The 25,644-nt window shown below is 57.7% G+C and carries 23 protein-coding genes and 1 pseudogene; 16 read left to right on the forward strand and 8 right to left on the reverse strand.

The window, feature by feature from the left end; genetic code table 11:
• Positions 1 to 154: 154 nt before the first annotated feature.
• A pseudogene (locus tag ACIOJF_RS08465) lies at positions 155 to 466 on the reverse strand (transposase); the annotation flags it as partial.
• Here ACIOJF_RS08465 and ACIOJF_RS08470 point away from each other — a divergent pair.
• Positions 466 to 1,146: a hypothetical protein gene (locus ACIOJF_RS08470; RefSeq protein ID WP_402741648.1), complete on the forward strand. Its 681-nt coding sequence runs from the start codon at positions 466 to 468 to the stop codon at positions 1,144 to 1,146. The pseudogene ACIOJF_RS08465 and the gene ACIOJF_RS08470 overlap by 1 nt on opposite strands.
• Before the next feature lie 5 nt (positions 1,147 to 1,151).
• Here the strand turns inward: ACIOJF_RS08470 and ACIOJF_RS08475 are convergent, their stop codons facing one another.
• The gene (locus ACIOJF_RS08475) at positions 1,152 to 1,928 is read right to left on the reverse strand and encodes an SDR family NAD(P)-dependent oxidoreductase (RefSeq protein WP_402741463.1); all 777 of its coding nucleotides are present in this window, start codon (positions 1,926 to 1,928) and stop codon (positions 1,152 to 1,154) included.
• 218 nt (positions 1,929 to 2,146) lie between these two features.
• On the opposite strand from ACIOJF_RS08475, the gene ACIOJF_RS08480 reads away from it, so the two are divergent.
• The 3 genes from ACIOJF_RS08480 (at position 2,147) to ACIOJF_RS08490 (ending at position 6,499) form a co-directional block, all read left to right on the forward strand.
• The gene (locus ACIOJF_RS08480) at positions 2,147 to 3,760 is read left to right on the forward strand and encodes an FAD-binding oxidoreductase (RefSeq protein WP_402741464.1); all 1,614 of its coding nucleotides are present in this window, start codon (positions 2,147 to 2,149) and stop codon (positions 3,758 to 3,760) included.
• Positions 3,761 to 3,883: 123 nt separating this feature from the next.
• Entirely contained in the window at positions 3,884 to 5,254 is a 1,371-nt protein-coding gene (locus ACIOJF_RS08485) for an MFS transporter (protein ID WP_402741465.1), read from the forward strand.
• A 309-nt stretch (positions 5,255 to 5,563) separates the two neighbouring features.
• Complete coding sequence (locus tag ACIOJF_RS08490) at positions 5,564 to 6,499, forward strand: MBL fold metallo-hydrolase (protein ID WP_402741466.1); 936 nt, start codon at positions 5,564 to 5,566, stop codon at positions 6,497 to 6,499.
• Between the two features lie 53 nt (positions 6,500 to 6,552).
• On the opposite strand, the gene ACIOJF_RS08495 is transcribed toward ACIOJF_RS08490, so the two are convergent.
• Both ACIOJF_RS08495 and ACIOJF_RS08500 read right to left on the reverse strand, forming a co-directional pair.
• Positions 6,553 to 7,497: a helix-turn-helix domain-containing protein gene (locus ACIOJF_RS08495; protein ID WP_402741467.1), complete on the reverse strand. Its 945-nt coding sequence runs from the start codon at positions 7,495 to 7,497 to the stop codon at positions 6,553 to 6,555.
• Positions 7,498 to 7,662: 165 nt separating this feature from the next.
• The gene (locus tag ACIOJF_RS08500; protein WP_402741468.1) at positions 7,663 to 8,577 is read right to left on the reverse strand and encodes a LysR family transcriptional regulator; all 915 of its coding nucleotides are present in this window, start codon (positions 8,575 to 8,577) and stop codon (positions 7,663 to 7,665) included.
• A 141-nt stretch (positions 8,578 to 8,718) separates the two neighbouring features.
• Between ACIOJF_RS08500 and ACIOJF_RS08505 the strand changes: the two genes are divergently transcribed.
• The 6 genes from ACIOJF_RS08505 (at position 8,719) to ACIOJF_RS08530 (ending at position 14,185) form a co-directional block, all read left to right on the forward strand.
• The gene (locus ACIOJF_RS08505) at positions 8,719 to 9,978 is read left to right on the forward strand and encodes a cytochrome P450 (protein WP_402741469.1); all 1,260 of its coding nucleotides are present in this window, start codon (positions 8,719 to 8,721) and stop codon (positions 9,976 to 9,978) included.
• Positions 9,979 to 10,007: 29 nt separating this feature from the next.
• On the forward strand, positions 10,008 to 10,331 hold the full coding sequence (locus ACIOJF_RS08510) for a 2Fe-2S iron-sulfur cluster-binding protein (RefSeq protein WP_105658716.1): 324 nt from the start codon (positions 10,008 to 10,010) through the stop codon (positions 10,329 to 10,331).
• Positions 10,332 to 10,333: 2 nt separating this feature from the next.
• Positions 10,334 to 11,569, forward strand: a complete 1,236-nt coding sequence (locus ACIOJF_RS08515) for an NAD(P)/FAD-dependent oxidoreductase (RefSeq protein ID WP_402741470.1) — start codon at positions 10,334 to 10,336, stop codon at positions 11,567 to 11,569.
• 126 nt (positions 11,570 to 11,695) lie between these two features.
• On the forward strand, positions 11,696 to 12,277 hold the full coding sequence (locus tag ACIOJF_RS08520) for a TetR/AcrR family transcriptional regulator (protein WP_402741471.1): 582 nt from the start codon (positions 11,696 to 11,698) through the stop codon (positions 12,275 to 12,277).
• 265 nt (positions 12,278 to 12,542) lie between these two features.
• Positions 12,543 to 13,763 carry an acetyl-CoA C-acyltransferase gene (locus tag ACIOJF_RS08525; protein ID WP_402741472.1) on the forward strand — a complete coding sequence of 407 codons (1,221 nt, stop codon included), beginning with the start codon at positions 12,543 to 12,545 and terminating at the stop codon, positions 13,761 to 13,763.
• The gene (locus ACIOJF_RS08530) at positions 13,760 to 14,185 is read left to right on the forward strand and encodes a hotdog fold thioesterase (RefSeq protein WP_402741473.1); all 426 of its coding nucleotides are present in this window, start codon (positions 13,760 to 13,762) and stop codon (positions 14,183 to 14,185) included. The genes ACIOJF_RS08525 and ACIOJF_RS08530 overlap by 4 nt, the downstream gene beginning before the upstream one ends.
• A 128-nt stretch (positions 14,186 to 14,313) precedes the next feature.
• Here ACIOJF_RS08530 and ACIOJF_RS08535 read toward each other — a convergent pair whose 3' ends face one another.
• Positions 14,314 to 15,642, reverse strand: a complete 1,329-nt coding sequence (locus ACIOJF_RS08535) for an NADH:flavin oxidoreductase (protein WP_402741474.1) — start codon at positions 15,640 to 15,642, stop codon at positions 14,314 to 14,316.
• 303 nt (positions 15,643 to 15,945) lie between these two features.
• On the opposite strand from ACIOJF_RS08535, the gene ACIOJF_RS08540 reads away from it, so the two are divergent.
• The 5 genes from ACIOJF_RS08540 (at position 15,946) to ACIOJF_RS08560 (ending at position 20,696) form a co-directional block, all read left to right on the forward strand.
• Positions 15,946 to 16,923 (forward strand): ABC transporter substrate-binding protein, encoded by a 978-nt coding sequence (locus tag ACIOJF_RS08540; protein WP_402741475.1) that lies wholly within the window; start codon positions 15,946 to 15,948, stop codon positions 16,921 to 16,923.
• A complete protein-coding gene (locus ACIOJF_RS08545; RefSeq protein WP_402741476.1) occupies positions 16,880 to 17,734 on the forward strand; it encodes an ABC transporter permease in 855 nt (284 codons plus the stop codon). The genes ACIOJF_RS08540 and ACIOJF_RS08545 overlap by 44 nt, the downstream gene beginning before the upstream one ends.
• Entirely contained in the window at positions 17,731 to 18,492 is a 762-nt protein-coding gene (locus tag ACIOJF_RS08550) for an ABC transporter permease (protein ID WP_402741477.1), read from the forward strand. Before ACIOJF_RS08545 ends, ACIOJF_RS08550 begins: the two co-directional genes overlap by 4 nt.
• A 14-nt stretch (positions 18,493 to 18,506) precedes the next feature.
• Positions 18,507 to 19,292 (forward strand): ABC transporter ATP-binding protein, encoded by a 786-nt coding sequence (locus ACIOJF_RS08555; protein ID WP_402741478.1) that lies wholly within the window; start codon positions 18,507 to 18,509, stop codon positions 19,290 to 19,292.
• Positions 19,293 to 19,562: 270 nt separating this feature from the next.
• On the forward strand, positions 19,563 to 20,696 hold the full coding sequence (locus ACIOJF_RS08560; RefSeq protein WP_402741479.1) for an MBL fold metallo-hydrolase: 1,134 nt from the start codon (positions 19,563 to 19,565) through the stop codon (positions 20,694 to 20,696).
• Positions 20,697 to 20,770: 74 nt separating this feature from the next.
• On the opposite strand, the gene ACIOJF_RS08565 is transcribed toward ACIOJF_RS08560, so the two are convergent.
• The 3 genes from ACIOJF_RS08565 to ACIOJF_RS08575 are packed head-to-tail and all read right to left on the reverse strand — an operon-like array spanning position 20,771 to position 24,254.
• On the reverse strand, positions 20,771 to 21,790 hold the full coding sequence (locus tag ACIOJF_RS08565; protein ID WP_402741480.1) for an ABC transporter permease: 1,020 nt from the start codon (positions 21,788 to 21,790) through the stop codon (positions 20,771 to 20,773).
• Positions 21,787 to 22,746 (reverse strand): ABC transporter permease, encoded by a 960-nt coding sequence (locus ACIOJF_RS08570; protein ID WP_402741481.1) that lies wholly within the window; start codon positions 22,744 to 22,746, stop codon positions 21,787 to 21,789. Before ACIOJF_RS08570 ends, ACIOJF_RS08565 begins: the two co-directional genes overlap by 4 nt.
• Positions 22,743 to 24,254 (reverse strand): sugar ABC transporter ATP-binding protein, encoded by a 1,512-nt coding sequence (locus ACIOJF_RS08575; protein ID WP_402741482.1) that lies wholly within the window; start codon positions 24,252 to 24,254, stop codon positions 22,743 to 22,745. The genes ACIOJF_RS08570 and ACIOJF_RS08575 overlap by 4 nt, the downstream gene beginning before the upstream one ends.
• 329 nt (positions 24,255 to 24,583) lie before the next feature.
• Between ACIOJF_RS08575 and ACIOJF_RS08580 the strand changes: the two genes are divergently transcribed.
• Positions 24,584 to 25,636: a substrate-binding domain-containing protein gene (locus tag ACIOJF_RS08580; RefSeq protein ID WP_402741483.1), complete on the forward strand. Its 1,053-nt coding sequence runs from the start codon at positions 24,584 to 24,586 to the stop codon at positions 25,634 to 25,636.
• Positions 25,637 to 25,644 lie beyond the last annotated feature (8 nt).

A 25,644-nucleotide genomic window follows, 5' to 3' on the forward strand; every position in this document is an offset into this window, starting at 1 on the left:
GCCCAGCGAACGACTGGAAGTCACGGGACTATTCATAGATCGTGCATCAGCAAAACCGCCCCGCTGCGGTTCTGCTGATTTTGTACGCCCGGCATGGGCATTTACTTGGAGGTGAAAGTCCTCTAAAGGAGAAGGACTCTTCAATCATTGTTGAAGCACTGAAGATTCTGAAGATACGACGGACGAGAGAGCGTTTGATGCATCGACGGATCTCCCGATCAGTTTTACCCTCAGCTCGACGCTTTTCAACATAGTTGCGTATTTCCTCATCATAAGTCATACGCGTCACTGTTGCTAAGTACAGGGCTGAATTCAACGACCGATCGCCGCCACGATTAAGCCGGTGTCTGATTGTGTTCCCCGACGACGCAGGAATTGGATTCACCCCAGCCAGGCAGGCAAACGCCGCCTCATCACGCACTCGCCCTTCACGAGACCACGCGACGAAGCACTTCGCCACGGTGATTGCTTGAAGCCGATGTCGCGCAATGGTCCGGTTTTTGGGAGGATCTTGCCGCCTTGCCCGCGGGGGATGAGTCCTTGACGTGGAAATCCGATCGGCTGGGCGCCACGGGAGCGGCGCCGAGTGGCTCGGTATATCCGTACCACCAGAAATTGATCCGCGGAGAATGGCTGAATCAAATTCTTGCAAGCAATCCGGAAGGCGAACATGAATCCGTAGCGCAGATGCTCAAGCGACGCGGCATACAGCTGCGCTGCGAACCCGGTCGGAGCCTGCTGGACGGTTGCGGGATGACGCTTGCCCAGGTGGCTTTCGTCAAGACCCGCAGCGATGGGCTGCCGCTAGTGGGCCTGCATATGAACAGAACCCAGTGCCGCTCAACGTCGGCGGACTTCCTGGTGGATCCATTGCTCCTCCAAACAGGCACACCACGAAGAGAGCGCGTCGCGCTTAGCGCGTTTTTGGTGGGGGCTTATTGCATCGAGGAAGAGCTGATCCTACGGCGTCGTTTCGAATTCCCCCAGGGCGTGGCCGCAGGAGACCTCGTGGTATTTCCGAATACTGGCGGATATTTGATGCACATCATCGAGAGCGGATCCCATCAGCTGCCCCTAGCCAACAACCTTCGGCGCAGTGGCCAGGGGTGGGTTCGAGATGATATCGACTCGATGATTCTGAGCTGAAATTCCTACATCACCGCGTGGGCTCCGCCGTCAACCACCAGATGTGAACCAGTGACCCACTTGGCCTCATCTGAGGCGAAATAAAGTCCGGCGTACGCAACCGCCAGTGGATCGCCCGGCTTGCCGGAGATCGTGCGTTCAACGATCGGCGCTACCGGTGCTTTATCGCCCAGCTCGGCATACATGGCCAGGATCGGTGGGGTGGCCATGACGCCGGGGCTGACGCAATTGACTCGAACGCCCACCGCGATACCCTCCGCGGCTAGCTGCTTGGTCAACGCAATGACTGCACCCTTAGCGGCGGCGTGAGCTGCCTGCGGCAAGGCGCGCGCGCCTTGGACTCCGGCCACCGAACCGATATTCACAATTGCGCCACCAGATTTGGCCAAATGCGGCCACGCGCTCTGGCAGGCATGCCAGACCAGATCCAGTTCGTTCTGGATGGTGAAGCGGTAATCCTCACCGTTCATTTGGGCGAAGGGCGCAAATTTAGGCATGCTCGCATTGTTGTAGAGCACATCAACCTTGCCGAAGCGTTCGACGGCGCCGTTGATCCAGGCATCGATTGCCTCGCGCTGGCCCAGATCCACCGGAGCGCTGGAATCGATAGTGCCACCCTCGGCTTCGATGAGCCGAACCGTTTCCGCCGCGCTTTCCTCGTTGAGATCACAACCGACCACTGTGGCGCCTTCGCGGGCAAAAAGCCTTGCGGTTTCCCGGCCCATGCCACCGCCGATACCTGTAAGCAGGACAATTTTTCCAGCTAGACGACCATCTGTCATGATGATTTCTCCATTTACTTAGATGCCTGTAGTTGACCTTATGCAATCACCTTCTTTTTACCGGTGGAACCCACAAGGAACCGATGGTGCAGTGCGTGCACACTTCTGTGCACGCACTGCACCATCGAGTGAGAGCTGCCCCACACAGGGCCAAGCTGGAGCACCATGGAACTCACACAATAGCTTCACCTTCAGCGCTATTTAGGAGACCTGAAAAGATGAGCAATACCTCTGAGACCACTACCCGTCCGCTTCCTCCGGGAGTCACCGAAGCCGACCTGGACAACGCCTTGGCAGCTTTCGCCGAGGCCATCGGAGCCGAGAATGTCGCTACCGAGGCCGAATCCCTGGAAGACTTCCAGGATCCCTTCCAGGTCCCGGGCACTGCCACCAATGTGCCCTCCGGCGTTGTCAGTCCCCGGAGCACCGAGGACGTGCAGGCGATCGTGAAGATTGCCAACCAATACAAGATCCCGCTGTGGCCCATCGGCCGCGGCAAGAACAACGGCTACGGCGGTGCGGCACCGCAGGTGCGCGGCTCGGTGATGCTCTCCTTCCGGGAGATGAATAAGGTCCTGGAGATCAACGAAGAACTCGGCTACGCCATCGTGGAGCCGGGCGTGAGCTGGTACGACCTGCATGACGCCATCGAGGCCGGCGGGCATAACCTCGTGGCCTCCATCGTGGACATCGGTTGGGGAGGGGTCGTCTCCAATACGCTGGAGCATGGGCTGACCTACATGCCGTACTCGATCGACCAGGCCTCGCACTGCGGCTTCGAGGTGGTGCTGCCCAATGGGGACCTCATGCGCACCGGCTCAGGCGCCATGGACAACAACCCGACCTGGCCGCTGTACAAGCGCGGCCTAGGCCCGACCTCTACCGAGATGTTCATGCAGTCGAACTATGGCATCGTCACCAAGATGGGCTACTGGCTGATGCCCAAGCCTGAAACGTACATGCCATTGTGGCTGCGCGTCTGGGATGAGGAGCAGATGCCCGCGGTGGTCGATGCGCTGCGCGAGCTCATGCTCGACGGCACCATCGACATGCGCCCGCAGCTGTCCAACACGCTGTGCATGGCTTCAATGCTCACCACCCGCGCCGAGTGGTACGCCGGCGAGGGCCCGATGCCGGAAGAGGTCATCGACAAGATTGCCAAGGAGATGGGACTTGGGCGTTGGATGATGCGCTTTGCGCTCTATGGCGACGAGGCCGTGGTCGACCATAACTTCGCCAAGCTTGAGGCGCGTTTCCTGCAGATCCCGAGTGTTGACTTGGTGGGCCAGAAGCATGGGAAGGAAGCCTGGGAGACGCTGCCCAACCCGCACGAGCGGGTGCAGATCGGGGTGCCGAGCCAGGACCTGTACAAGATGGCAGGCTGGTCCGGCGGCGAAGAAGGCGGCCACGTCGATTTCTCGCCGGTTATTCCGCTCACCGGGAAGAATGCGATTGCCGCGCAGAAGATGATGCGGGAAATGTGTGCCGAGGCGGGACTTGATTTCCTCGGCGGCATGCTTCCGATCAATGCGCGGTCGACCACGTTCATCAACGTGATCGCCTTCGATACGAAGAATCCCGAACAGGTCGCCAATGCGTATGCCCTGGCCAAGCGGATGGTGGCTGAGGCTGGCAAGCGCGGTTACGGCGAGTACCGGGCGCACCTGTCCTTCATGGACCTGGCGGCTGAGCAATTCGGCTTCAACGACCACGCGCTGCGCCGCTTCAACGAGCAGATCAAGGACACGCTTGATCCGATTGGGATCATCGCTCCGGGCAAGTCGGGGATCTGGGGCACTCGCCTGCGCGAAGCCGGCTACCCGCAGGCCTAAGCGAACTCAGGGTGCTAGCCCCTGCCGTCAGAGTGGGGGCTAGCACCCTGACGTTTTCTCATCAGTAATGAATTTCGGGCAGCAACGACGCTGCCCACGAACTTGAAATAATAGGAGCAATACGTGGCAGATTCTGAAAGCCCGGCGCCGGAAAGCCAAAACGACGTGCGACCTATTCACCCTGATGTCAAAAGCGCACGGCGGCGAGCATTTCTGGGCGCAAATGCTGGACATGCAATCGAATTCTATGACTACGGTGTTTATGGATTTCTGGCTGCCTACATGGCGGCAAACTTCTTCCCCAGCACTGATCCGGTAGCTGGACTTCTGGCTTCCTTTGCCGTGTTTGCCCTGAGTTTCTTTATCCGTCCGCTTGGTGGGCTGGTTTTTGGTCCAATGGCCGACAAAGTTGGGCGCAAGAAAACCCTTCTGACGGTGCTGTTGATGATGTCAGGGTCAACATTTCTGATCGGGCTGCTTCCTACTTATCATCAGATTGGAGTACTCGCCCCAGTTCTGCTGGTTCTGGCACGATTGATCCAAGGCCTTTCGGCCGGTGGCGAAGTAGGCACAGCCACCGCGTTCGTGGTCGAATACTCGGGACCAAAACGCCGTGGCTATTCGGTGAGCTGGTTGATGCTGACCGCGGTACTTGGTTTCCTAGTCGGGTCGGCTACTTCGAACGGACTGGCAAATGTTCTTGGTGACGAATCCATGTCGCAGTGGGGTTGGCGTATCCCGTTCCTCTTGGCTGGACCCTTAGGCGCTATCGCGATCTATATTCGGCTCAAGCTCGAGGATAGCCCGGTATTTCGGGCTTTGGAATCCTCCGGTGACATCGAAGAGAGCCCGATTCGGGCGGCGTCGAGAATGCCCCGGGTGCTTATGCTGACGTTTGCTTCCATCGTCATGCATGCGTCGATTTTCTACCTGGTATCAAGCTACCTGGGCGTACATTTGCGTACTGTCATGAATTTTGATTCCGGCATGGTGCTCTGGGTATCGGTGGGCTCCTTGTTCTATGCCGCACTGCTGATGCCTATTTTTGGTCACCTGTCAGATCTTGTTGATCGTCGTAATCTTCTCCTTGCGGCATCGATCGCTGGCTGCATCACCATGCCCGCATTCTTTTTGCTGTCACCGGGCGCATCCAACCCTGTATTTTTCTTGTATCTCTGGGCTGTTGTCACGAATTTCGGCCTCTTTTCTTCCTCGGTCAATGCATTATTGGCAGATCTGATTCCCGCGAGAATTCGTGCCACGGTGGTAGCTTTTTCTTTCAATACTCCGATTGCGCTCTTTGGCGGGACAACGCCGCTTATTGCCACATGGCTCACCGACGTGACGGGTGATGTTACATCGCCTGCATGGTACTTCCTAGGCACTGCGCTGGTCACGACAGTGGCACTGCTGGTGATCAAGAAGAGGGATTTCATCCAGGAACCCGCGGTATTGGGAAACATCGTCAAAGCTGAGCATAGATTAACGAGCTGATCCTGTATCCAACACTTGGTTAGCTGCAACGTTCGTTACTACTGAGGAACAAATATGTGTGTTGATATACCGAATGAAATTCGTGCAGGCATTGGCCGACGTAGTCTCATGGCCGGGCTCGGCCTAGGCGCCGCAGGACTTGCACTCACTGCTTGCACCCCAAGTGAGACAAAAGCGGCGCAAGCCGGAGAGCAACGGCAGTTTGCCCCGGTGCCGAGCGTCGGCGCGAGAACTCGACTCGTCCTACTTGGTACGGCAGGCGGACCTACCCAGTTCCCGGGTAGCGAACATGCAGGCATAGCGTCCGCGTTGGCAGTTGGCGATCGCTACTACCTTATCGATACGGGACATGGAGTACTTTCGCAGTTGCACAAGGCAAATCTAGGCCCAGAGCATGCCTCGGCCCAAGACGGACCGCTTGACGTATTGGGAGGTATATTCCTGACGCATTTGCACTCGGACCACGTGGTGGATTTAAACAATATCCTGGTCAATGGAATATATAACGGTTTGCAGAGCGTGGAAAAAATTCCTGTTTGGGGTCCCGGCAATCGCAACGCGCTGCCACCGTTGTTCGGCAAGGGGCCTGCACCTTCGCCAATCAGTCCGGCCAACCCAACGCCGGGTACCAAGGAAATGACCGAACTGATGGTGCAGTTATTTGCCACGGATTTGAATGACAGAATCTTTGACAACAGAAAACCTTCACCCGCTCAATTATGGGAGGGCATGGATGTTCCCGTTCCAGAAAAGTACCTGGGCAACCCCAATGGTGCCCCGGCTCCAAGCATGGAACCGTTCACGTTTTTCGAGGATGACCGGGTTAAAGTCTCCGCCATTCTTGTGAATCATGCCCCGGTGTTCCCGGCATTGGCCTACCGCTTTGACACGGACGACGGATCGGTAGTGTTTTCCGGGGATACTGCCAGATGCTCGAATCTCATCCGGCTGGCCCAAGGTGCCGACGTGCTGGTGCATGAGGTGATCGATGAGGATTGGGTGGCCCAATTGTTCCCTGAACCACGTGATGAAGCAACCGAGGGTTTGTATCAGCACCTATTGCAGGCACACACCCTGAAGACCGAGGTTGGACCTATTGCCGCCGAAGCGGGTGTGGGCACTCTTGTGCTCTCGCACCTTGTCCCTGTGGTGCAATCCGAATCCGTGTGGGCAGCCTGCGCCAAGGGATTTGACGGTCAGCTGGTTGTTGGCCGCGATTTAGATGTCATTGACGTTGGAAAGTAGCGCAGACAGTACTCGCCAATGCCTCCGGGCTAGGTGACTGAGAAGATTTCACGCTAAGCAGCTAGCCGGGCATCCCGTGGTGAGTAACCATGTACTTCGCGGAACGCCCGGCTGAAGCTTGCCGGGTGCAGATATCCCCATTTGGCCGCAATCGAGGCAACGGACCTTTCCGGGAAACGTCGTAGTTCCCCGGCGGCGCCTTCCAGACGGCGTTCGCGAATCCATGCCGAGACGCCTAGCCCGGTTTGCGCGAAGAGCTTGTGCACGTAGCGGGTCGAAACGTAGTGGGCCTGTGCGATCAGTTCGGGCCCGAGCTGCGGATCGTGGAGTTGGTCCAGCGCGAAGCGTTGCATCTGCGCCAAGAGGGTCTGCGGCCGGGTGGCTAATGCCGAAGGGTTTTCTCGTTGGAACAAGTTGGCCAGCATGGGCAGTAGCATTTGTGCGGCGCTTGGTCCGTCCCGTTCATCCAAGTTGCCGCCGAGCGCGGTGCGTGCCAGGTTCGCCAAGAACGGTGCCGTCAAGGTAGTGAGGCCACCTCTACTGCCGCCGCCAACCCGAATGGCGGTCTGGCCGACGATGGTTTCAGCCCGAGTACCAATGAACCACTTGGGAACGCTGAATACAAGCACCTCGAAGTCCCCGCGGCTTTCAAAGATTGAGGGAGTTGAGGTGTCTTGGCAGGCTAAGTCGCCGGGTCGCAGCAGGCATTGGCGTTCATCTTGCCCTATGAGAATCTCGCCCTTAGTGAGCAAATAGAGCAAGATGCTTTCCGGGTCGGCTGCAGCGATCATCTGCTGGGTGCGTGCCACCCGGTGTGCGAGTCCTTGGATGGACTGCACTGCCACCGAGCCAAGCTGGCCGCTGGCCAAGCGTGCTTCGAAAGACGGGGACACAAATTTCTCGACGCGCATGGGGAAGAAGCGTTCGGCAATCCCTGCGGACCAGTAATCCCGGCGCTCGGCGGCGGGCACCGAACGGGTGTCGAGTACGGCGGTCATCGTTGCGCCCCGAAGGAAAAAATGAGCATGGTTGCCATGACCTTTCCCCAAAAAGTTCGATTCGTATCGTTTCGATTGTAATTCGGGTCACACGATAAAGCAATGAGTGGGCCCTGGACTCAGCGCGCTTTGAGGAAAATTTGTCTTTGAGTTGAACGGGGATAGTCAGCTTGGTTCGCTGGCCTCCAACGCCTCGATGGCATAATCGATGACGGCTCGGGCGCGGGCGCTGGGTGTAAATCCTGTCGGCCAGACGGCAACCACCGAGGTCACTCCGCTGCGCGGATTTAGGTGGCGCGTCACCAGGCCCAGCCCCTCGCTCGACACCGGGATCTGGTTGGGACGTGACATCAGCAGGCTGTAGCCAAGGCCGCGCCCGACCAATGCACGCACGAGGTCGATCTGCGGAACGATGGCGCCGAATATCGGGGTCAGCTCGCGCTGGGAGAACATCAATTGCGTGTAATCAGAGCTTGGGGCGGTATCGAGCATGATCAACGGCTTGGCTGCCAAATCGGCCAGATCGATAGACTGCGCACTAGCCAGCGGATCGGACTGCGCAAGCACCGCCATCACTTCAGTTTCATAAACAACACTGCGCTGCAAAGTTGCCGGCAACCCGATATCGTAAACGACCGCAACATCGAGCGAACCGTCCGCCAAGGCGGGCAGAAGGTCGGAGTGGTCTCCTACGGTGATGCGGATTTCCACTTCAGGGTGCAGTCTTGCAATCCCTTCCAGTACCGCTGGCAGGACGTTGCTGGCTAATCCCGTATAACAGCCCAGTGAGACCGGGCCGCGCAATTCACCGCTGACTTCGGAGAGCTCTCCAGCCAAGGAATCAGTGGCACGCAAAATTTCGCTGGCCCGCGAGGCGAAATGCGTTCCGGCGGGGGTGAGGTACATGCCGCGCGCCTTGCGCCGCACGCAAAGCTGCTCACCTACGGCCGTTTCCAGTTCGGTGATCGCGTGAGACAGCGCAGAATCTGACATGTGCAGGGACTGCGCAGCGGAGCTCAAAGTCTGGTGCTTAGGCAGCTGGGCAAATAATTCCAATTGGCGCAGGGTGAATTTAGCCAACAGCTATTTCCTAACTAATCGAAGAAGTATCGCTAATATTCGCAGTTTACTGTTGGTTAGTCCGATGTGACACTTAGTGAAACAACGAACCCAGGCCCAAGCTAGGAGCCAACCATGAGCGCGAACACAGCCCGTTGCCCAATGGGACATGGAACTACCGAACTGCCCGAACAAGCCGAGAGTCGCCCGTCGCATGTAGGCGGCGTACAACATTCTGGAGCAAAAGAGGTTCCGGTAGTCAATTGGCTTCAACCGGCGCAGCTGCTCGCAGATCCGTATGGGAGTTATGCCCGGCTGCGTACCGAAGCCCCGGTCGCCTGGGTGCCGATGCTCAACAAATTCCTCGTCACCAGTTATGCCGGATGCCATGAAATTGAGCAGGATCAGAGCATCTTCAGCGCTAATGTCTCCGGATCAACCATGAATCGTGCCATCGGAGCGCACCCGATGCTGCGCAAAGATGATCCGGAACACGCCACTGATCGACTTGCGGTCAATCCGGTACTGCGACCGAAGAACATCAAGGAAGCCTGGGCAGAGGTGTTTGCCCGCAATGCTGATATCTACCTCGATGAGTTGGAGGACGTTGGTCCGGATAACGCCGATCTTAACCGCGACTATGCAGCCCCGTTGGCCGCCAAAAACCTCGGAGATTTGGTGGGTTTGAAGGACGTCGATGTTCAAACGGTACGCACCTGGTCGCACGACTTTATTGCCGGGATAGGAAATGTCTTAGATGACCCGGAGATCTGGAGGCGTTGCGAGTCATCCACGGAGCAAGCCGACGCGCTGATCAACGAACTCATTCCGCACTATCAACTGCACCCCAATGCATCCATGCTTTCGGCCTGGGCCAACAGTGGTTTACCCGATGCAAATATCGCGGCCAACGTGAAGCTAAGCATTTCCGGAGGCATGAACGAACCGCAACATATGGTCACCAATATCGTGTGGGCACTGAGCAACCATCCCGACCAACGAGAGCAAGTCCTGGCTGATCCTACGCGGTGGGCCGCGGTCTTTGATGAGGCCGTGCGTTGGCTCTCTCCTATCGGCATGTACCCACGAGAAACCACCGTGGACACGGTGTTGGAAGGGGTTAGGATTCCGGCCGGCTCGGGTATCGCAGTGGTGGTTGCCGCGGCCAACCATGACCCTGCCCAGTTCGGGGAAAACGCGGCGGACTTTGATATCAACCGGCCTAAAAAATCAAACCTCGCCTTTGGTGCTGGAGTGCACCTGTGCGCGGGGCATTGGGCGGCGAAGAGTGCCATTGGCCAGATCGCCGTGCCGAAAGCCTATGAACGGTTCCCCGGGCTGCGCATTGAAGAATCTCGCCCAGGGCAATGGGCAGGGTGGGTCTTCCGTGGGTTGACCAGCCTTCCGGTCACCTGGAACTGAGCAACCAAGAAACTTTTAGAGGAGCAAACATGCCTAGCATTACCTTTACCCAGCCAGACGGAACCGCGCAACGACTCGAAGTTGAGCAGGGAACCACCTTGATGCGCGCTGCGGTGAGCAATGGAATTGACGGAATCGTGGGGGAATGCGGCGGACAGGCGATGTGCGCAACCTGCCACGTGTACATCCGTCCGGAATATGCGGACGCACTTCCCGAACTCGGAGCGGACGAGGACGAAATGCTTGACTGCACTGCGGCAGAACGCACTGAACGTTCACGGTTGGGCTGCCAGATCAGCACCGGGGCATCGCTGCCCGAAATTATTGTTGATATTCCCGCGGGCCAGGTGTAGTCATGAGCGTAGTAATCATAGGCGGCGGTCAAAGCGCGCTGCAGGTTGCAGATTCGCTGCGCGGCAACGGATATACCGAGCAGATCACAATTGTTGCCGATGAGGCCGGGCTTCCATACCAACGGCCACCGTTGTCCAAGGACTTCCTCTCTCCGCAAGGCACACCCAAGCCATTGCCGCTGCGTGGTGAAAATTTCTTTTCGCAGAAAAGCATCAACCTGCTCGACGGCGTTAGCGCCATCGACATCGACCGCCCGAACCGCCAGGTGGCACTGTCCAACGGAAACTCCCTAGGGTATACGCATTTGGTACTCGCTACCGGTGCGCGTAACAGGCTCATTGAATGTCCGGGTTCGAAGCTCGATGGCGTGCATTCGCTGCGCACGTTGGACGATGTACAGGATCTGCACGCTGCGTTGCCCGCGGCCAAAAATGTGGTGGTCGTTGGGGCGGGATTTATCGGGCTCGAATTTGCTGCGGCCGCCAGAGCCCACGACTGCCATGTGACGGTGCTGGAATTCGCCGCACGCCCAATGGCCCGTGCGCTCAGTGAGCCGATGAGCCAGTGGTTCGCGCAAGCTCACCGGGACCTTGGTGTCGAGTTGCGGCTGAACGAGGGAATCGAAAGTTTCGAAGCGGCGGGTGGGGGAGAAGTGATGGCTGCGGTCTCGAGCACCGGGCAGCGATACCCGGCGGATCTGGTGTTAGTGGGCGTTGGAGTTTTACCCAACGTAGCTCTGGCTGAAAATGCCGGGTTGGAGACCTCGAACGGAATCGTGGTGGATCAGTGCCTGCGCACCTCGGATCCCAGCATCTTTGCCTTGGGCGACTGCGCCAATTTCCCTAATGTGCATTCGCCGGGCCGAACACGGCTTGAATCGGTGCAAAATGCTACGGACCAAGCTAGGCATTTAGCCGGCAGTATTCTCGGCGACGAGAGCCCTTATGCGGATCTCCCATGGTTCTGGTCCACCCAAGGACCTTACCGCTTACAAATAGCTGGCCTCAGCCAAGCTGGCGACGATACCCTGGTGCTCGGCGATCCCCGGACCGCGAAATTTTCGGTGCTGTGTTTCCGAGGTGAGGCCTTGGCGGCGGTCGAATCGGTCAACTTGCCGGCAGATCATCTGGCAGCCCGGAAGCTGATCGGAGCAGGAACCCGCATCACCCGCGCCGAGGCCGAAGAAGCAGGATTCGCGCTGAAAAATCGGGCGCGAGTCATTGCAGGAGCCGTCTGATCGGATTATCGCTGATGTTTGGTTTGGGTTCTTCCTTGTGGAAGCCGACGGAAGCTTAAAATCTTGGAAGCGCCAGAGTGATTGTGTACGTTTCGTATTGAATGCGAAAACGCGTATGGTTGTGCCATGGCAATTAGAAGTGAAGGTAGTCGTCGAGCGATTCTCGAAGCAACCATGAAGTTGCTCGACAATTCAGGGTCCGCCGGTGTTTCCGTTCAGAAACTATCAATCGAGCGTATCGCCCGCGAGGCCGGAGTCAGCAAAACCACCATTTACCGTTGGTGGCCTAGCAAGGTTGCGGTGGTCATTGATACGTTCTTGGATAATCACGTAGCTCGCACTCCGGTTCGTGAAGATATCCCGGCTATCGATGCTCTGCGCGAGCACCTCAAATCCTTGACGGAGGTCTACGCCGGCGGCGAGGGCCGCCTGGTGGCCCAGCTCGTCGGTGAGTGCCAGCAGGATCACGCGGCGCTGACTGAGTTCAAGGATCGTTTCTGGAATCCGCGTGCGGCAGCGGTAAGTGCGCTCATTGAACGGGTTATGGACGAGGGTGCGATGCGCTCGGACCTTGATCCGATGATGGTGACCGAGATGCTTTATGCTCCGGTGTATTTCCGACTGCTTGTTGAGTCTGGACCTCTGGACGCGGCCGCGGTTACCGAGATTTTGGAAACCGCCCTGGAGGGTCTCGCGGTGAGAAAATAAGACTCAAGAAATCCCTGCACCTTCACGAGCTCAGCTCGTGAAGGTGCAGGGATTTTTTCATGAGAAAAGTAGTTCACATTAGCCATAAACGATCATTATCCTTGTGGGATACGATACGGTTCGTATATATTTATTTCAGAGCGCATGGATGGAACTTTTTTTACTCTATGGCGCAGGCCTGAGCTATTTTCATGCCAATCAAAACATTTCACGCGGGCTGCGGAGCTGAACCAGGCACGCTGCCGCCATGAAAGGAATCGTCAACGTGAGTACAGCCATTGCAGCGAATGATGCGGTGATAGTCGCCTATAGCAGGACGCCTATCGGTCGTGCACGCAAGGGTTCCCTTGCGGGGGAACGCCCGGAAGATCTTGGGTTAGCCGCAGTGCGCGGTGCTATGGCCAAGCTCCCGCAGCTCCAGGGCGAGCACATCGCCGACTCCTACTTCGGCTGCGCCATGCCGCAGGGCGCGCAAGGGGACAATGTGGGCCGCCGAATTATGGTGCTCGCCGGACTGGACAATGTACCCGCGGCGACGGTGAATCGATTTTGCGCATCCTCGTTGCAAGCTATCTCTATGGCAGCCCAAGCGATCCGTTCAGGGGACGGAGAGGTGTTCGTGGTCGGAGGCGTTGAATCAACGAGCAGCACCCCACCGATCACCGACTCTCCATACCCCGGGTTCGCGCAATCCGCCCACCGTGCTGACGAGCTCTTTGAATCCGGTGCGCAGTGGAGCGACCCGCGAACCGCAGGCCAACTGCCTGATATTTACATCTCCATGGGCAAGACCGCAGAATTTGTTGCCCGGAAAACCGGTACGACAAGAGCGGACCAAGATCAATGGGCGCTGACCTCTCAATTACGCGCTTCCCAAGCAGTTAAGGACGGGTACTTCGCACGGGAAATCACGCCGTTCACCACCGTTGCCGGCATGCTGGTGAAAGATGATGACGGGCCGCGGCCGAGCACCAGCTTGGAAACGCTATCCGGACTAAAGCCGGTATTCCATGAATCCGGCACAGTGACCGCCGGCAATGCAAGCCCGTTGAACGACGGAGCCTCCGCGTTAGTCGTGATGAGCGCACAACGCGCGGATGAACTGGGATTGACCCCGCTGGCACGTATTCTGGGCAGCGCAGCCAGCGGACTGTCCCCTGAAATTATGGGTCTAGGACCTGTGGAGTCTTCCCGGCGCCTGCTTCAGCGACTGGGCTTGGGAATCAATGACATTGACATTGTGGAACTCAATGAGGCATTCGCCGCACAGGTAGTTCCTACGGTGCGGGAATTGGGTGCCGACCCGGAGAAGGTCAACCCCTTTGGCGGTGCCATTGCTCTGGGTCACCCATTTGGTGCCACAGGTGCCAGGCTTGTGGGCACTCTGGTCAATGGATTGCAAGCCAAGGATGGAGCTCTCGGTTTGGCGACGCTTTGCGTGGGTGGCGGCCAGGGGATGGCGATGGTTGTGGAGCGTTTATCATGAGTCAACAAGCCCAGATTGCCGAACCGGCACACTCGATGCTTGCCGCAGACAAGAGTCTGGAACGGCTTGGGATCCGCGTGTTGAGCGCCAGCAAAGGGCGCGCCACCGCGGTTTTGCAGGTGGAAGCCGATATGGCCAACGGACACGGCATTGCCCACGGTGGCTACGTTTTTGCCGTGGCGGATACCGCATTTGCCATGGCTGCGAACACCTTCGGCGCGGGCATTGCCACGGCCGAGGCCGATATCTCTTATCTCAGCCCGGCCCATATTGGCGAAGAGCTGGTGGCGCAGGCCGAAGTGACTTTCCATGAAGGGCGGCGAATGATTGTCGACGTCCTGGTGCGTGCCGGAAAGCGAACTGTGGCGGTTTATCGGGGCAGTGGACGAGCATTGCGCACGGGGACCGAACCGACTATGTAATGTCCAACGACAAGGCACCCGAGGAATGCTCAATCTCCTCGGGTGCCTTTTGTACTTCAATGACCAGAAGCACATAGCAAAACTGCGCCCGAGTTCCGTCTGGAATCCGGACGCAGTTTCCTAGTGGACTACTTCTTGGCGTCCTTGGACACCTTGGCGTTGGCCAGCTTGTCGGCAAGTCCCATCAGCGACGGTGACCCTGCTGCGGCAATGACAAAGGCATCTACCGGACGCTTCAGCTTGGTAGCCAAGGATTCTTCGGCACCGTCCAGTGCAGCTTCACGACCCATGGCAGGGTTCAGGTGGCAACGAACCGGGACGTTGAGAATCAATCGACGCAAGCATGAATTGTCATGGTCGCACCAGTTGATCTTTTCCTGTTGGCCTTGGAGTACCTTATTGGGGAATTCGGGGTCGGCCAGCAGCTGGCGGGCGAGCATAATTCCGTCGGCATAGCCGTCCTCGATTGCTTGCGCAGCCTGCTGCGGTTCGTAGGTGTTGCTGAGCAAGAGCGGAACATTCGGCAAATACTTGCGGAAGATCTGCGGCTCGCTGTGCGCCAGCATCTGTCCTGAAGAGGACGGGAGATTGTCGTCCATAGACTCGTAATTCGCATCGGTCAGCGCGATGTACCCGACACCTTCCTTGACAACATAGGTCATGACCTCGGCAAAACCTTCCGGGCCCTGCCCATCGGGCAGATGGTCGTTCACGCTCATGCGTACGCCCACCGGGTAGTCGGGGCCGACTTCGGCACGTATCGCTCTAATAGTGTCCGCAAGGAAGCGCGCGCGGTTCTCCGCGCTGCCACCGTACTCATCGCTGCGCCAGTTGGTGCGGGGGGAGAAAAAGGATGAGTAGAGGTAGCGCATATGGGCACCGATCTCGATGCCGTCGAAGCCCGCTGCCTTGGCGCGCAGTACCGCGGCGACGGTCTCGTTCTGGACCTCGCGCAGCTCTTCCTTGGTGATTTCTTCAGGCGTTGGATTGGTCCGTCCGCCGGGGATGTACATTCCATGGGGCAAGCGTGGTGCTGCCATGCGCACCGGCTTCGGACTGGCGGCGCGGGTGGTGCGTCCCTCTCCCGGTACTCCCATGGCGCCGAAGGCCGGGAAGATCTGCGCGAAGAGGGGCACATCGTACGCGTGGACCGCGTCTACCATCTTCTTGAGTCCTGGAATGAACCGGTCATGATCAAAACGCATGAGTGGCTGGAAGGGTGCCTCCGCATATCCGCTTTCGGTGGCCACGGTGCCGCCAACGATCAGCAGACCCGCGCCGCCCTTGGCGCGGGTGGTGAGGAAAGCGATGGTCTGTTCGCTGGGACTTCCGTCCTTGGTTGGCTGCAGCACTGCCATCGGGCTGAGCACAAAGCGGTTCTTGATCGTCAGCCCGTCGATTTTCCAGGAGCTGGAAAGAACCTTGGAGGCGGACACGGTGCTGGTCTCGGTAGACATTTTTCTCCTTGAAAGGACTGCAAACGTTCGGAAAGCTCATCAGTAATTAAATTCGACTCGTTTCGTATCGTATCGCGCTTGTGACCTGGTGCATATCATTTTCGAGAATTTTTCAGACTGTGACTTGCTGAAGACTTACGCTCAGCTGGCAGAAAATGGGCCAACGAATCGCCGACTTGGGGTAATGGTCTCGATTCGCCGGAGGGGCAAGGGGGTCGACGTTGACAATGTGCCCTACGCCACTTACGGTTCAATACGAATCGAATCGTTTCGTATCTTGTAATAGTTAATGAGGGAGTACCTATGTCCAGATTCTCCAAGCCACTAGCCGCTCTTTCGGCGTTGACCGCCGGTGCGCTATTGCTGACAGGTTGCTCCGGAGCAGCCTCGTCGCAGGGCACCGAATCACAAACAGTGCCTCTCACCGTGGGAATCACTCCCATCGCCAACGCCGCACACGTCTATATCGCCGAGGAGCAAGGCTTCTTCGAGGAAGAAGGACTGGACGTCACGCCAACGACGATCCAAACCGCGGCTACGGCAATCCCTTCGCTGTTCAATGATGAACTTCAAATTGCGCTGATGGCTTCGGTTCCAACGGTGACCGCGGCATCTAAAGGATTGCCCATTAAAGTTGTGGGTGGGAGCGACAGGTACCCGCAAGATGCAAAGAACGATACGACGGCGCTGATTGCCTCGGCGGATGGCGGCGTCGAGTCGTTGAAGGACCTAGCCGGAAAAACCGTGGCGGTTGTCGGACTGAAATCCACCCCCGAACTAGCCTTGCGTGTGCTGCTCAAGAACGCAGGGGTCGATCCGGACGGGGTCAAGACCGTGGAAATCGGTTACCCAGATATGGTCCCGGCTCTTGAAACGAACCGCGTGGACGCAGCCTTCATTGTTGACCCTTTCCTGTCCAAGGCAAAAGCCGCCGGGTTGGAATTGCTCGGCCATCCATTCACCGACGGTATCGGTGGGATGACCGCCTTGCAATGGGTAGCCAGCGATGCCTTTACCAAAGAACACCCCGAAACCATACAGAAGTTTACTCGGGCCATGGACCGGGCGGGGAAATACGCGAATGACAATCCAGAAGCCATCCGTGAAGCCCTTCCAAAGTTCACCGCTCTGACGCCAGAGCTTGTCAAGAGCTCTGTTCTCCCGGTGTACGACTCAGCACTTCAGACCGCCGACATCCAAGCATTTGTCGAGCTCATGACCGAGGAAGGATTTATCGATGACGGTTACAACCCGGAAGATCTCATCTGGTCTGCAAAGTAAGAGTGATACGGAGCTGAAATCCGGCAAAATTGTTCGCGGCCCACGACCGAGGTCTATAAAGCTCCTTTCTCAGCTGTGTGTTTTTGTGCTGATTTTAGGGATCTGGCAGATTGCTGCGATGTCCGGACAGCTCGGTGCGGTACCTACGCCGTTGATTGTCGGCGGTGCGGTGCTGAGCCTGATCGTGGACGGTTCGGTATGGTCACCGCTCGCTGAAACATTGATCAGCTGGTTCGTCAGCCTGGTGCTCGCAGTGGTGATCGGTGTATTCCTAGGTTTCCCACTGGGCATAAGCAAAGTGGCCTACCGGCTATCGGTCTTTACCCTAGATTTTCTTCGTACCATTCCTGCTTTGGTGTTTGTCCCGCTGGTGGTGCTGCTTTATGGTTCTGGGATCGAGAGCACGATCCTGCTGGCCTTTGTTGGAGCCGTGTGGGCGATGATCATGCAAACCATTTACGGGGCCCGCGACTTGGAGCCGGTGGCAAGGGACACCTTCCGATCCTTTCAGGTCAGACGCTGGGATACCGTACGCCACCTGTTGATCCCCACCGCGCTGCCCTACATTGCCACCGGAATCCGGTTGGCAGCGGCCATCTGCCTGCTGATTTCCATCAGCGCGCAGATTGTCATTCCGGCAGGCGGGTTTGGAGAACAGATTGTGGCAAGTCAACTCGGTGGTGCGATTGCCCAGATGTTCGCGTACATCTTCTTGTGCGGTGTCCTCGGTGTAGGAATCGATGCGGTGTTTGCCTACTTTGAACGCCGGGTGCTGGCTTGGCATCCTTCCCACCGAAAGGTTTTGTCATGACACGGCGGATTTTCTTGCCCGCGCTGTCCGTCCTGGTTCCGGCGTTGCTAATGGCCTTGTGGTGGGCGCTGAGCGCGCAAAGTACCTCGATTTTCTTCCCTCCTTTATCAACAATCTGGGAGACCTTCAAGGAATTGTGGCTTTTTGACCTCGTTGGGGAGCACGTGGTGCCTAGTCTCTATTCGGTACTGGTGGGGTTGGGAATATCTATTGTGATCGGTGTGAGCCTGGGAATCATCCTCGGGCTCAATGAAGTGGTGGCAACAGCGGTGGGACCGCTGTTGCAGTTTATGCGTTACCTGCCGGCGGTGGCTATGTTGCCGCTTGCCATTCAACTGATGGGCATTGGCCCGGACATGCGCGTGCTGATAGTGGTGCTCGGTGCGCTCTGGCCGGTATTGCTCAACACAATTGACGGTGTGCGCGGGGTGCATCCAGCACTGAAAGATGTGGCTAGGTCCAACCGGTTGCGGCCTTCGGACTGGGTCCTGCGCGTGGTCGTCCCCAGCGCGGCTCCGCAGATCTTCGCCGGAATCCGAGCAAGCCTGGCGGTATCGGTCATTTTGATGTTCGCCAGCGAACTGCTTGGCGCGTCCCAAGGCATTGGTTACTTCATTCTCCAAGCCCAACGACAGTTCTCTTTGCCCGAGATGTGGTCCGGGATGATCCTGCTGGGCATCATCGGTTATCTACTAAATGTCATCGTCATGTTTGTCGAGCGATATGCGCTTGCCTGGCATCACCAATCACGAAGTTGAAAGCAGGTCTTCAGATGAAAACCACTACGAAGAAAATTCTTGAAGCAGACGGGCTTGGCAAGTCATTTGGTGCTAACCAAGTCCTTTCAAACGTCACCTTCTCAGTGGACCAAGGGGAATTTGTGTGCATAGTGGGCCCATCCGGCACGGGCAAGACCACGCTGCTACGTGCCTTGTCCGGATTGGGACCTGCCAATAGCGGCGAGGTTCGGGTCAATGGACGGGTGGTAGTGCAGCCACCTGCTGAACTCTCTGTGGTCTTCCAGGATTACAGCCGTTCGCTGATGCCGTGGATGAGGGTGCTCAAGAATGTCGAGCTGCCGTTGCTCCGACTCGGGCTATCCCGCACGGAACGTCGCGCTCGTGCCGAGCAGGCACTAGCCGATGTGGGTTTGGGCCATGCAGCACACCTATACCCGTGGCAGATGTCCGGCGGCATGCAGCAGCGTGCGGCCATTGCCCGTTCCTTAGCTTATAGACCCGAGATTTTGATCATGGATGAGCCGTTCGCCTCGGTTGATGCGCAGACTCGTGCGGATCTTGAAGATCTGATGCTTGATATTCGTAACCGGCTGGGTGTCACTATCGTTTTGGTGACGCACGATATCGATGAGGCTGTTTACCTGGGAGACAAGGTCATTGTGCTCTCCGGGCGGCCGACTTCTGTTTTTGCTTCCGTCGAGATCCCTTTGGGCTCCGGGCGTGACCAAATCGCCACCAAGTCCCGTCCGGAGTACTTGGAACTACGCGCAGAAATACACCGCATGATCATGCGGAAAACTGAACCCGCAACTCGCTGATCCTAAGCTATCGAGGTTGTACCCAGCCATCTGCAACGCCAACAATGCCCGCCTGTGAAACCCGGCGGGCATTGTTGAATCTGAGAGAACAAACTAAGAGTGAGGACCGGGACATTGTGGCCCCGGCTAGGGAAAAACTTCTATCTACACCAATTATCAATCGGCCCAACAAGGCCAGACAGGGGAACCACTATGTGTGATGTCTTATCCAAGGCTTTAGGCCGGCTGCCGGATACCTCCCGGCGCCGGTTCCTGCAAGGAGCCGGACTGTTGGCGGCCAGCGGAACCTTGGCCGTCAGCGGAATGCCGGCGGCGAGCGCCACTCCCGTCGCCACTACGCGAGGAAAAAACCAGTTTCGCACCAGAGTCGTGTTGCTGGGCACCTCCGGCGGTCCTCCTATGGTCAGTATGAAGCGGTACGGAGTGTCCACCGCGGTCGTTTACAAAGACCGGGTGTATCTGGTGGATCTGGGGCTGGGCTCGCAGATGCGGCTTTTGGAAGCGGGGCTGGGCGCCGAAGGCTTCGGTGGTCGAGCGTTCTCCCGCGTGCGCGGGATCTTCTTCACCCACCTGCACAGCGATCATATTGCTGAGTGGCCCGCGGCGTATGCGGTTGGCAGTATGAATCGGATTGGACTTGAGAATCCTGAACCGATCCACGTGTTCGGTCCAGGTGATCGGGGAAGCCTTCCGCGAGTCTTCCCGCCGGGACGCGAGGAACCGGATCTGTATAATCCCGAAAACCCAACGCCGGGCACCGTGGCGATGACCGGATATTTGCAACAGGCTTTCGCCTCGGATTTTAATGACCGTGCCCGAGACAGCAACTTCGACCGGCCCGAGACTACATTCTCCATACATGATATCGACCTGACCGGAATTTGGGATGTGGATTCGGAAGGCATCCCACCACGGTTATCGGCTCCTATCCAAGTTTGGCGTGACGGCGAGGTCACGGTGTCCGCGACATTGGTTGACCATCGGCCCACGGCACCAGCTTTTGCCTATCGTTTTGACACGCCGGACGGTTCGGTGGTGATCTCGGGCGACACCGGGGTGAGTGAAAACCTCATCGATTTGGCACGTGATTGCGACTACCTAGTACACGAGGTCATCGATCCGCAGTTCGCCGAGGACCTTGCGGCGACGTTGCCTCCAGAAATTGGACCGGCAGTCCGCGAACACCTGCTCAAGTCACACACGAGCATCGACCAGGTTGGCCGTGACGTGGCGGAGGTTGCAGGAGCCAAGCATCTGGTGCTGACCCATCTCGTTCCCGGTGACACGCCTGTGTCGAGGTGGCGTAAGGCATCGCGCGGGTATTCGGGGCGACTCACTGTCGGTGCCGATCTCATGAGCTTAGGTGTGGGTTCTCCTGGAGGATCCCGAGAAAGCAGCAGTTAATCCACAGTAGGCGGTTCCCCGGCCAAATGGCCGGGGAACCGCCTACTGTGCTGTCTGGAGTCAAATCTTTTGGCTTAAAACCTGTTGCGTACGTGCCGTTCGCGTCCATAGAGCGAAACCACGGCAAGGATGATGACCCCGAACACGATGCGGCTTTGCGCCTCGGACAATCCATTGCTCACAATGATCGTTGAGAGCAAGGTGAGAATCAGTGCGCCCAGCAGCGTGCGGGTATAACTGCCGTGGATTGAGCCGAAGATCGTTCCACCAACCAGCACCGCCGCTAGTCCGGAAAACAGGTAGGGATCGCCGATGGTCTGTGACCAGCCCGAACCATAGGCGGCAATGAATATCCCGGCAAGTCCAGCGAAAGCACCGGAAGCGGCAAAGACCAGAACCCAGACGATTGAGGTTCGTATTCTTGTCAGCCCCGCGGCTCTGAAGTTAACTCCCGTCGCATAAAGCCGGCGTCCTGCGGTGGTGCGGTTCAAGAAGACCCACAGGGCGACACCGAGCAGCAACACGATCAGAATGATTGGTGGGAACGGAAGCCCGAAGGTCGTTGCGCGAAGGCTGGCCAGGGAACGCAGCGAATCATGGGGTACCGAGGAATAATCGCCATCCGCCAAGAACAGCGTGGCGCCGGTTAGCGCTGCGCCGGTGCCCAGAGTGACTACCAGTGGTTGGACGGCAAAACGATGGCAGATCCAGCCAATCAGGGCGCCGATGCCGCCACACACGAGGATGGTGAGCAGTATTGCCAGCATTGGCGACAGGCCCAGTTTGCCCGTGGCATTGGCTGCCATGAAGGCGCCAAAGAGTATGTAGCCAGGCGTTGCAAGATCCAATCCACCAAGAATGACGACCAATGTTTGGCCCATCGCCGCTAGTGCCAGCAAGGATGCGATCAACAGCAACGAGGTCACCGAACGTGGGTTGAAGATGGCGGGAATGCTGATCAATAGCCAAGCCGCCAAGACGAGTAAGGCCAAGGCTTGCAATACTGGCAGCTCAACAAGTATCCGCTTGATCTTCGGGCCGAGGCGTCGTTCTGCCGAGGCCGTTTGCTTTCTGATGGTGGTGCTCTCGCTCATGATCGAACCTTCTTTAACCGTGGAGTAAGTAACGTGGCTCCCAAGACGACACCTACGACGAGCAGAGCGCCGTAGGCGAACTGAATCAGGCTAGGTGCGACGCCGGAGGCGGTCAGCAGCTGTTGGAGCAGGTAGATGCAGATGGCCCCGAACAGTGCGCCGAGCAACCCGCCTCGGCCGCCGGCCAGGCTGGTCCCGCCAAGCACCGCCGCCGCCAATCCCAGCAGCGCGTAGGTGGTGGCCAAGGAAGACTGTGAGGACTGCACAATGGCAGTTAGCGCGATACCGGCGATACCGGCGAACAAGCCGCCTACCGAGTAGGCGAGAATGCGCACCGCGGTGGTATTCACTCCAGAGCCGAACGCCGAAATATCACTTTCGCCCGTGGCCAGCAGGTTGCTGACAAAGGCAGTACGGCGCAGTCCAAACCAAATCAGAGCGGCGGCACCGATGGAGATCAGTGCGCCAGGAATGATTCCGACGCTGCCTGCGAAAATCTCGGTCCAGTTATCCGGCGCTGCAATCGGGTTTTGCGCGATGGTCAGCGACAATCCGATGAGCAGGAAAAGCATTCCGGTGGTGGCGACCACGGGGTGCAAGCGCAATACTGCGATCAGTACCCCGTTGATTGCCCCAATGGCTGCGGCCAGCAATAGCACGAGGGGCGCAGCCACCTGCCAGTTGCCCAGCCCCGCGGGAATCAGGATGGCGACAAAGAAGCAATTGATGAAAGTTGCCAGCGGGCCCACCGAAATATCGATGCCTCCGGAAAGAATGGCCGGTGTTGAGGCAAACCCTACGAGGACAAATGGGGCCAGTGTGGAAAGCGTGGCGGGAAGCCGTTGCGGAGATAAGAAGGACGGGGAAATAAGTAGGTTCAGTACCAGCAAAACGAGTGCAAGCAGCAGCGCGAAGGCGAAAGGCCAGCGTTGGAGGAGCTGTTGGACGCGGCTCATGAGTGCACCTCTGATTTCTGGCCGAAGTAGGCCGCGACGATTGATTCGGTGGATAGCTCGGGATGGGCGATTTCGGCAAATACTTGCTGATCGCGGAAGACCAAAACTCGGTCCGCCAGGTCAACGAGTTCGTCGACTTCACTGGAGAGCACCACTACGCTGAGCCCTTCGGCGCTGAGTCGGTCCAAGATTGCATAGATCTCCCGCTTGGTGCCGATATCTACTCCGCGAGTCGGGTCGTTCAGAAGCAATACCTTGGGGTCGGTGGCGAGCCATCGGGCGAGCAAGACCTTTTGCTGGTTGCCTCCGGAGAGGGTGGAAATCGCGTCTTTGGCGGTGCCGAAGCGAAGTGCCAGCGATTGGGCGAATGCGTTGAATCTCTGGGAGATGCTCTTAGTGTTCAGCAGCCCGCGGTGGCGATCTTGATGCAACGTGGGCAGAGCGAAATTCTCTTGGATGGACATCGACTCGAATAGCGATTCGCCGCGGCGTTCACGTGGCAGGTAAACCACGCCGAGGCGGTCGCCATTACGAGCAGTCAGCGGTGTCTGCGTATCTTTCTCCCCGATGCGCACTACCGTTCCCGGACCGGAGGCAACACCTGCGAGGCGTTTGATGAATAGATCTTGGCCGTGGCCTTCGAGCCCGGCCAGTCCCACGATTTCACCGGCGCGCAGTTCCAGATTGATGGCTGTCGACGTGGGCGTCAGCCGCAGGTCAAGACTTCGAAGGAGCAATTCTCCGGGCGTATGAGGTTGGCGTACCGTCACCTCGTGATTGGAGCGTCCGGTCATTTCGGAAATAAGGGCGTCGATTGACAGGTTGTCGCGTTCAACGGTGAGGACGCTGTTCCCTGAGCGCAGCACCGAGACTCGATCCGAAATTTCTGCCACCTCGTCCATCCGGTGGGAAATGAAGAGAATCGCGGTACCGAGTGTAGTGAGTCGACGCATCTCAGAAAAGAGACGGTCCCTGGTTTGTACATCCAAGGATGCCGTCGATTCGTCCAGCACAAGAACTTTCGGGCATCGGACCAGTGCCCGGGCGATGCACACCGCTTGACGTTCGGACAGTGAAAGTTGTCCCGCCGGCTGGTCCAAATCAATGTTTGGGACGATGCGGGTGAGTACTTCCTGGGCAAGCATGCGCTGTTTGGTGCGGCTTAATTTGTGTCGAAAAATGCCGTGTGAACCAAGCCAGACGTTGTCGAGTACCGTTTGGCTCCCGGCGGTTAAGACTTCTTGGAATACCGTAGCGATTCCCAAGTCCGCCGCTTGTTTGGGTGAGCGGCTGTAGACCGGTTCGCCATTAAAAGTCAGGGTTCCCGAATCTGGCCGGTGCACCCCGCCAATGATCTTTACGAGGGTGCTTTTCCCCGAACCGTTTTCGCCTAGGAGGGTGTGAATCTCACCGGGTCGGAGGTGGAGCTGGCCGTCGCTCAGTGCTTGTGTAGCGCCGAAGCGTTTGCTCACCCCCTTGAGCTCTAGGCCTGCTGGCTGATGTGTCACTGGTGGTCCCCTTTTGTGAAAATTTGTGATGCCCGCTACATTCGAAACTAGACGAACCGTACCGCATGTGTCTAGTCTTATGCGATACGCTACGAAGCGTTTCACTCGATGAGGAGTTCGATATGCAGAAAAACACCAAAATTCCACGAATCTCAAAGCTTGGGGCAGCGATTCTGGGAATTAGTGCCCTGGCATTGACGGGTTGTGCGGGAGGCACCAGTGCGGATCCTGCCGCCGACGGTGCGGCAGCAAGCAACCAATCCGGGCCTGTCGCAGACGGCGCATGTGGTTCGGTTCCCAAAGGTGCGGCCAATGATCCAAACGGCCTGTTGAAAGATTTCTCGCCAGAAATCGCTGAGGGGTACTCCCTGCATCCGGACGAGGTGCGCACGTCGGCGTGGGCCAACTACAAATCAAAGAAGACCGAGGGCTTCACCGCCGCCGTGGTGGGAATGCCACCTGCCAGCCCATTTGTTGCCTCTATGTCCGAGTCGATTCGTACAAGCCTGAAGAAGGCAGACATTGAGATCCTCGGCGAATTTGCTCCTGATGATCCCTCCAATGTGCCACTGCAACTCCAGCAGTTCAATGAGGCCCTAGCACTGAAGCCGGATGTCATCATCTATACAGCCATTGCTCCGGAACCATCGGTGGCACTGGCAAAACAGGCCTTCGATGCAGGTATCCCGTTGGTTGCCGCCCAGGTGCCTATCGACTCCGAATATGCTGTCACCGTAACGCGCAACGCCCCATTGGCGATTGCCGAAGTCACCGCAGGAACTATGCGTTCCATTGGGGGCAAGGGCGACGTGCTTCGAGTTGCCGGTATCCCAGGCATTCCAAGCTCCACCTTGGCCGATATTGGCATGGACGCCATTTTGGAAACTTGCCCGGATGTAAAGGTCGTTGGTTCGGTGACCGGATTCTTCCAGCCGGCCACCGCGCAGGCTGAGGTACAGAAGTTCCTTGCCACTAACCCGGCGGGCGTTGATGCGGTCATGCAGGCCGGAACCATGGGTGTTGGTATTCGCAATGCCTTTGAAGAAGCTGGCATGGACGTTCCACCGATTGCAGATGACGGTTCAAGCCAGGGCTTTGCCTCCTGGGCCTTGGCCAATCCCGAGTACCCATACTTCGGAACCACTACTCCATCAGTTCGCACCGGCGAAGTTTCCGTTGAGGTGGCCTTGCGCATTCTGAAGGGTGAAGGTCCGAAGATCAACCAGATTGTGGAGCCTTCGGTGCTTGTGACGCGCGAGAACCTTGAGCAGGTTGCTGACGCCACGTGGGAACCTAGCGATCTGACCGACCTGGCCGGAAGCCCGGATGACTATCTGCCCACCGAGAAGCTTGACCAGTTCTTCTCGAATCCCGGCAAATAAGGCGAACT

The sequence above is a fragment of the Glutamicibacter sp. NPDC087831 genome, from assembly GCF_044742845.1.
Taxonomy (GTDB): domain Bacteria; phylum Actinomycetota; class Actinomycetes; order Actinomycetales; family Micrococcaceae; genus Glutamicibacter.

Excerpts from the sequence above, each read along its gene's own strand:
- ACIOJF_RS08475 (WP_402741463.1), bottom strand. The coding sequence starts at position 1,928 with ATGACAGATGGTCGTCTAGCTGGAAAAATTGTCCTGCTTACAGGTATC.
- ACIOJF_RS08480 (WP_402741464.1), top strand. The coding sequence starts at position 2,147 with ATGAGCAATACCTCTGAGACCACTACCCGTCCGCTTCCTCCGGGAGTC.
- ACIOJF_RS08495 (WP_402741467.1), bottom strand. The coding sequence starts at position 7,497 with ATGACCGCCGTACTCGACACCCGTTCGGTGCCCGCCGCCGAGCGCCGG.
- ACIOJF_RS08505 (WP_402741469.1), top strand. The coding sequence starts at position 8,719 with ATGGGACATGGAACTACCGAACTGCCCGAACAAGCCGAGAGTCGCCCG.
- ACIOJF_RS08510 (WP_105658716.1), top strand. The coding sequence starts at position 10,008 with ATGCCTAGCATTACCTTTACCCAGCCAGACGGAACCGCGCAACGACTC.
- ACIOJF_RS08515 (WP_402741470.1), top strand. The coding sequence starts at position 10,334 with ATGAGCGTAGTAATCATAGGCGGCGGTCAAAGCGCGCTGCAGGTTGCA.
- ACIOJF_RS08520 (WP_402741471.1), top strand. The coding sequence starts at position 11,696 with ATGGCAATTAGAAGTGAAGGTAGTCGTCGAGCGATTCTCGAAGCAACC.
- ACIOJF_RS08530 (WP_402741473.1), top strand. The coding sequence starts at position 13,760 with ATGAGTCAACAAGCCCAGATTGCCGAACCGGCACACTCGATGCTTGCC.
- ACIOJF_RS08535 (WP_402741474.1), bottom strand. The coding sequence starts at position 15,642 with ATGTCTACCGAGACCAGCACCGTGTCCGCCTCCAAGGTTCTTTCCAGC.
- ACIOJF_RS08540 (WP_402741475.1), top strand. The coding sequence starts at position 15,946 with ATGTCCAGATTCTCCAAGCCACTAGCCGCTCTTTCGGCGTTGACCGCC.
- ACIOJF_RS08545 (WP_402741476.1), top strand. The coding sequence starts at position 16,880 with ATGACGGTTACAACCCGGAAGATCTCATCTGGTCTGCAAAGTAAGAGT.
- ACIOJF_RS08550 (WP_402741477.1), top strand. The coding sequence starts at position 17,731 with ATGACACGGCGGATTTTCTTGCCCGCGCTGTCCGTCCTGGTTCCGGCG.
- ACIOJF_RS08555 (WP_402741478.1), top strand. The coding sequence starts at position 18,507 with ATGAAAACCACTACGAAGAAAATTCTTGAAGCAGACGGGCTTGGCAAG.
- ACIOJF_RS08565 (WP_402741480.1), bottom strand. The coding sequence starts at position 21,790 with ATGAGCGAGAGCACCACCATCAGAAAGCAAACGGCCTCGGCAGAACGA.
- ACIOJF_RS08570 (WP_402741481.1), bottom strand. The coding sequence starts at position 22,746 with ATGAGCCGCGTCCAACAGCTCCTCCAACGCTGGCCTTTCGCCTTCGCG.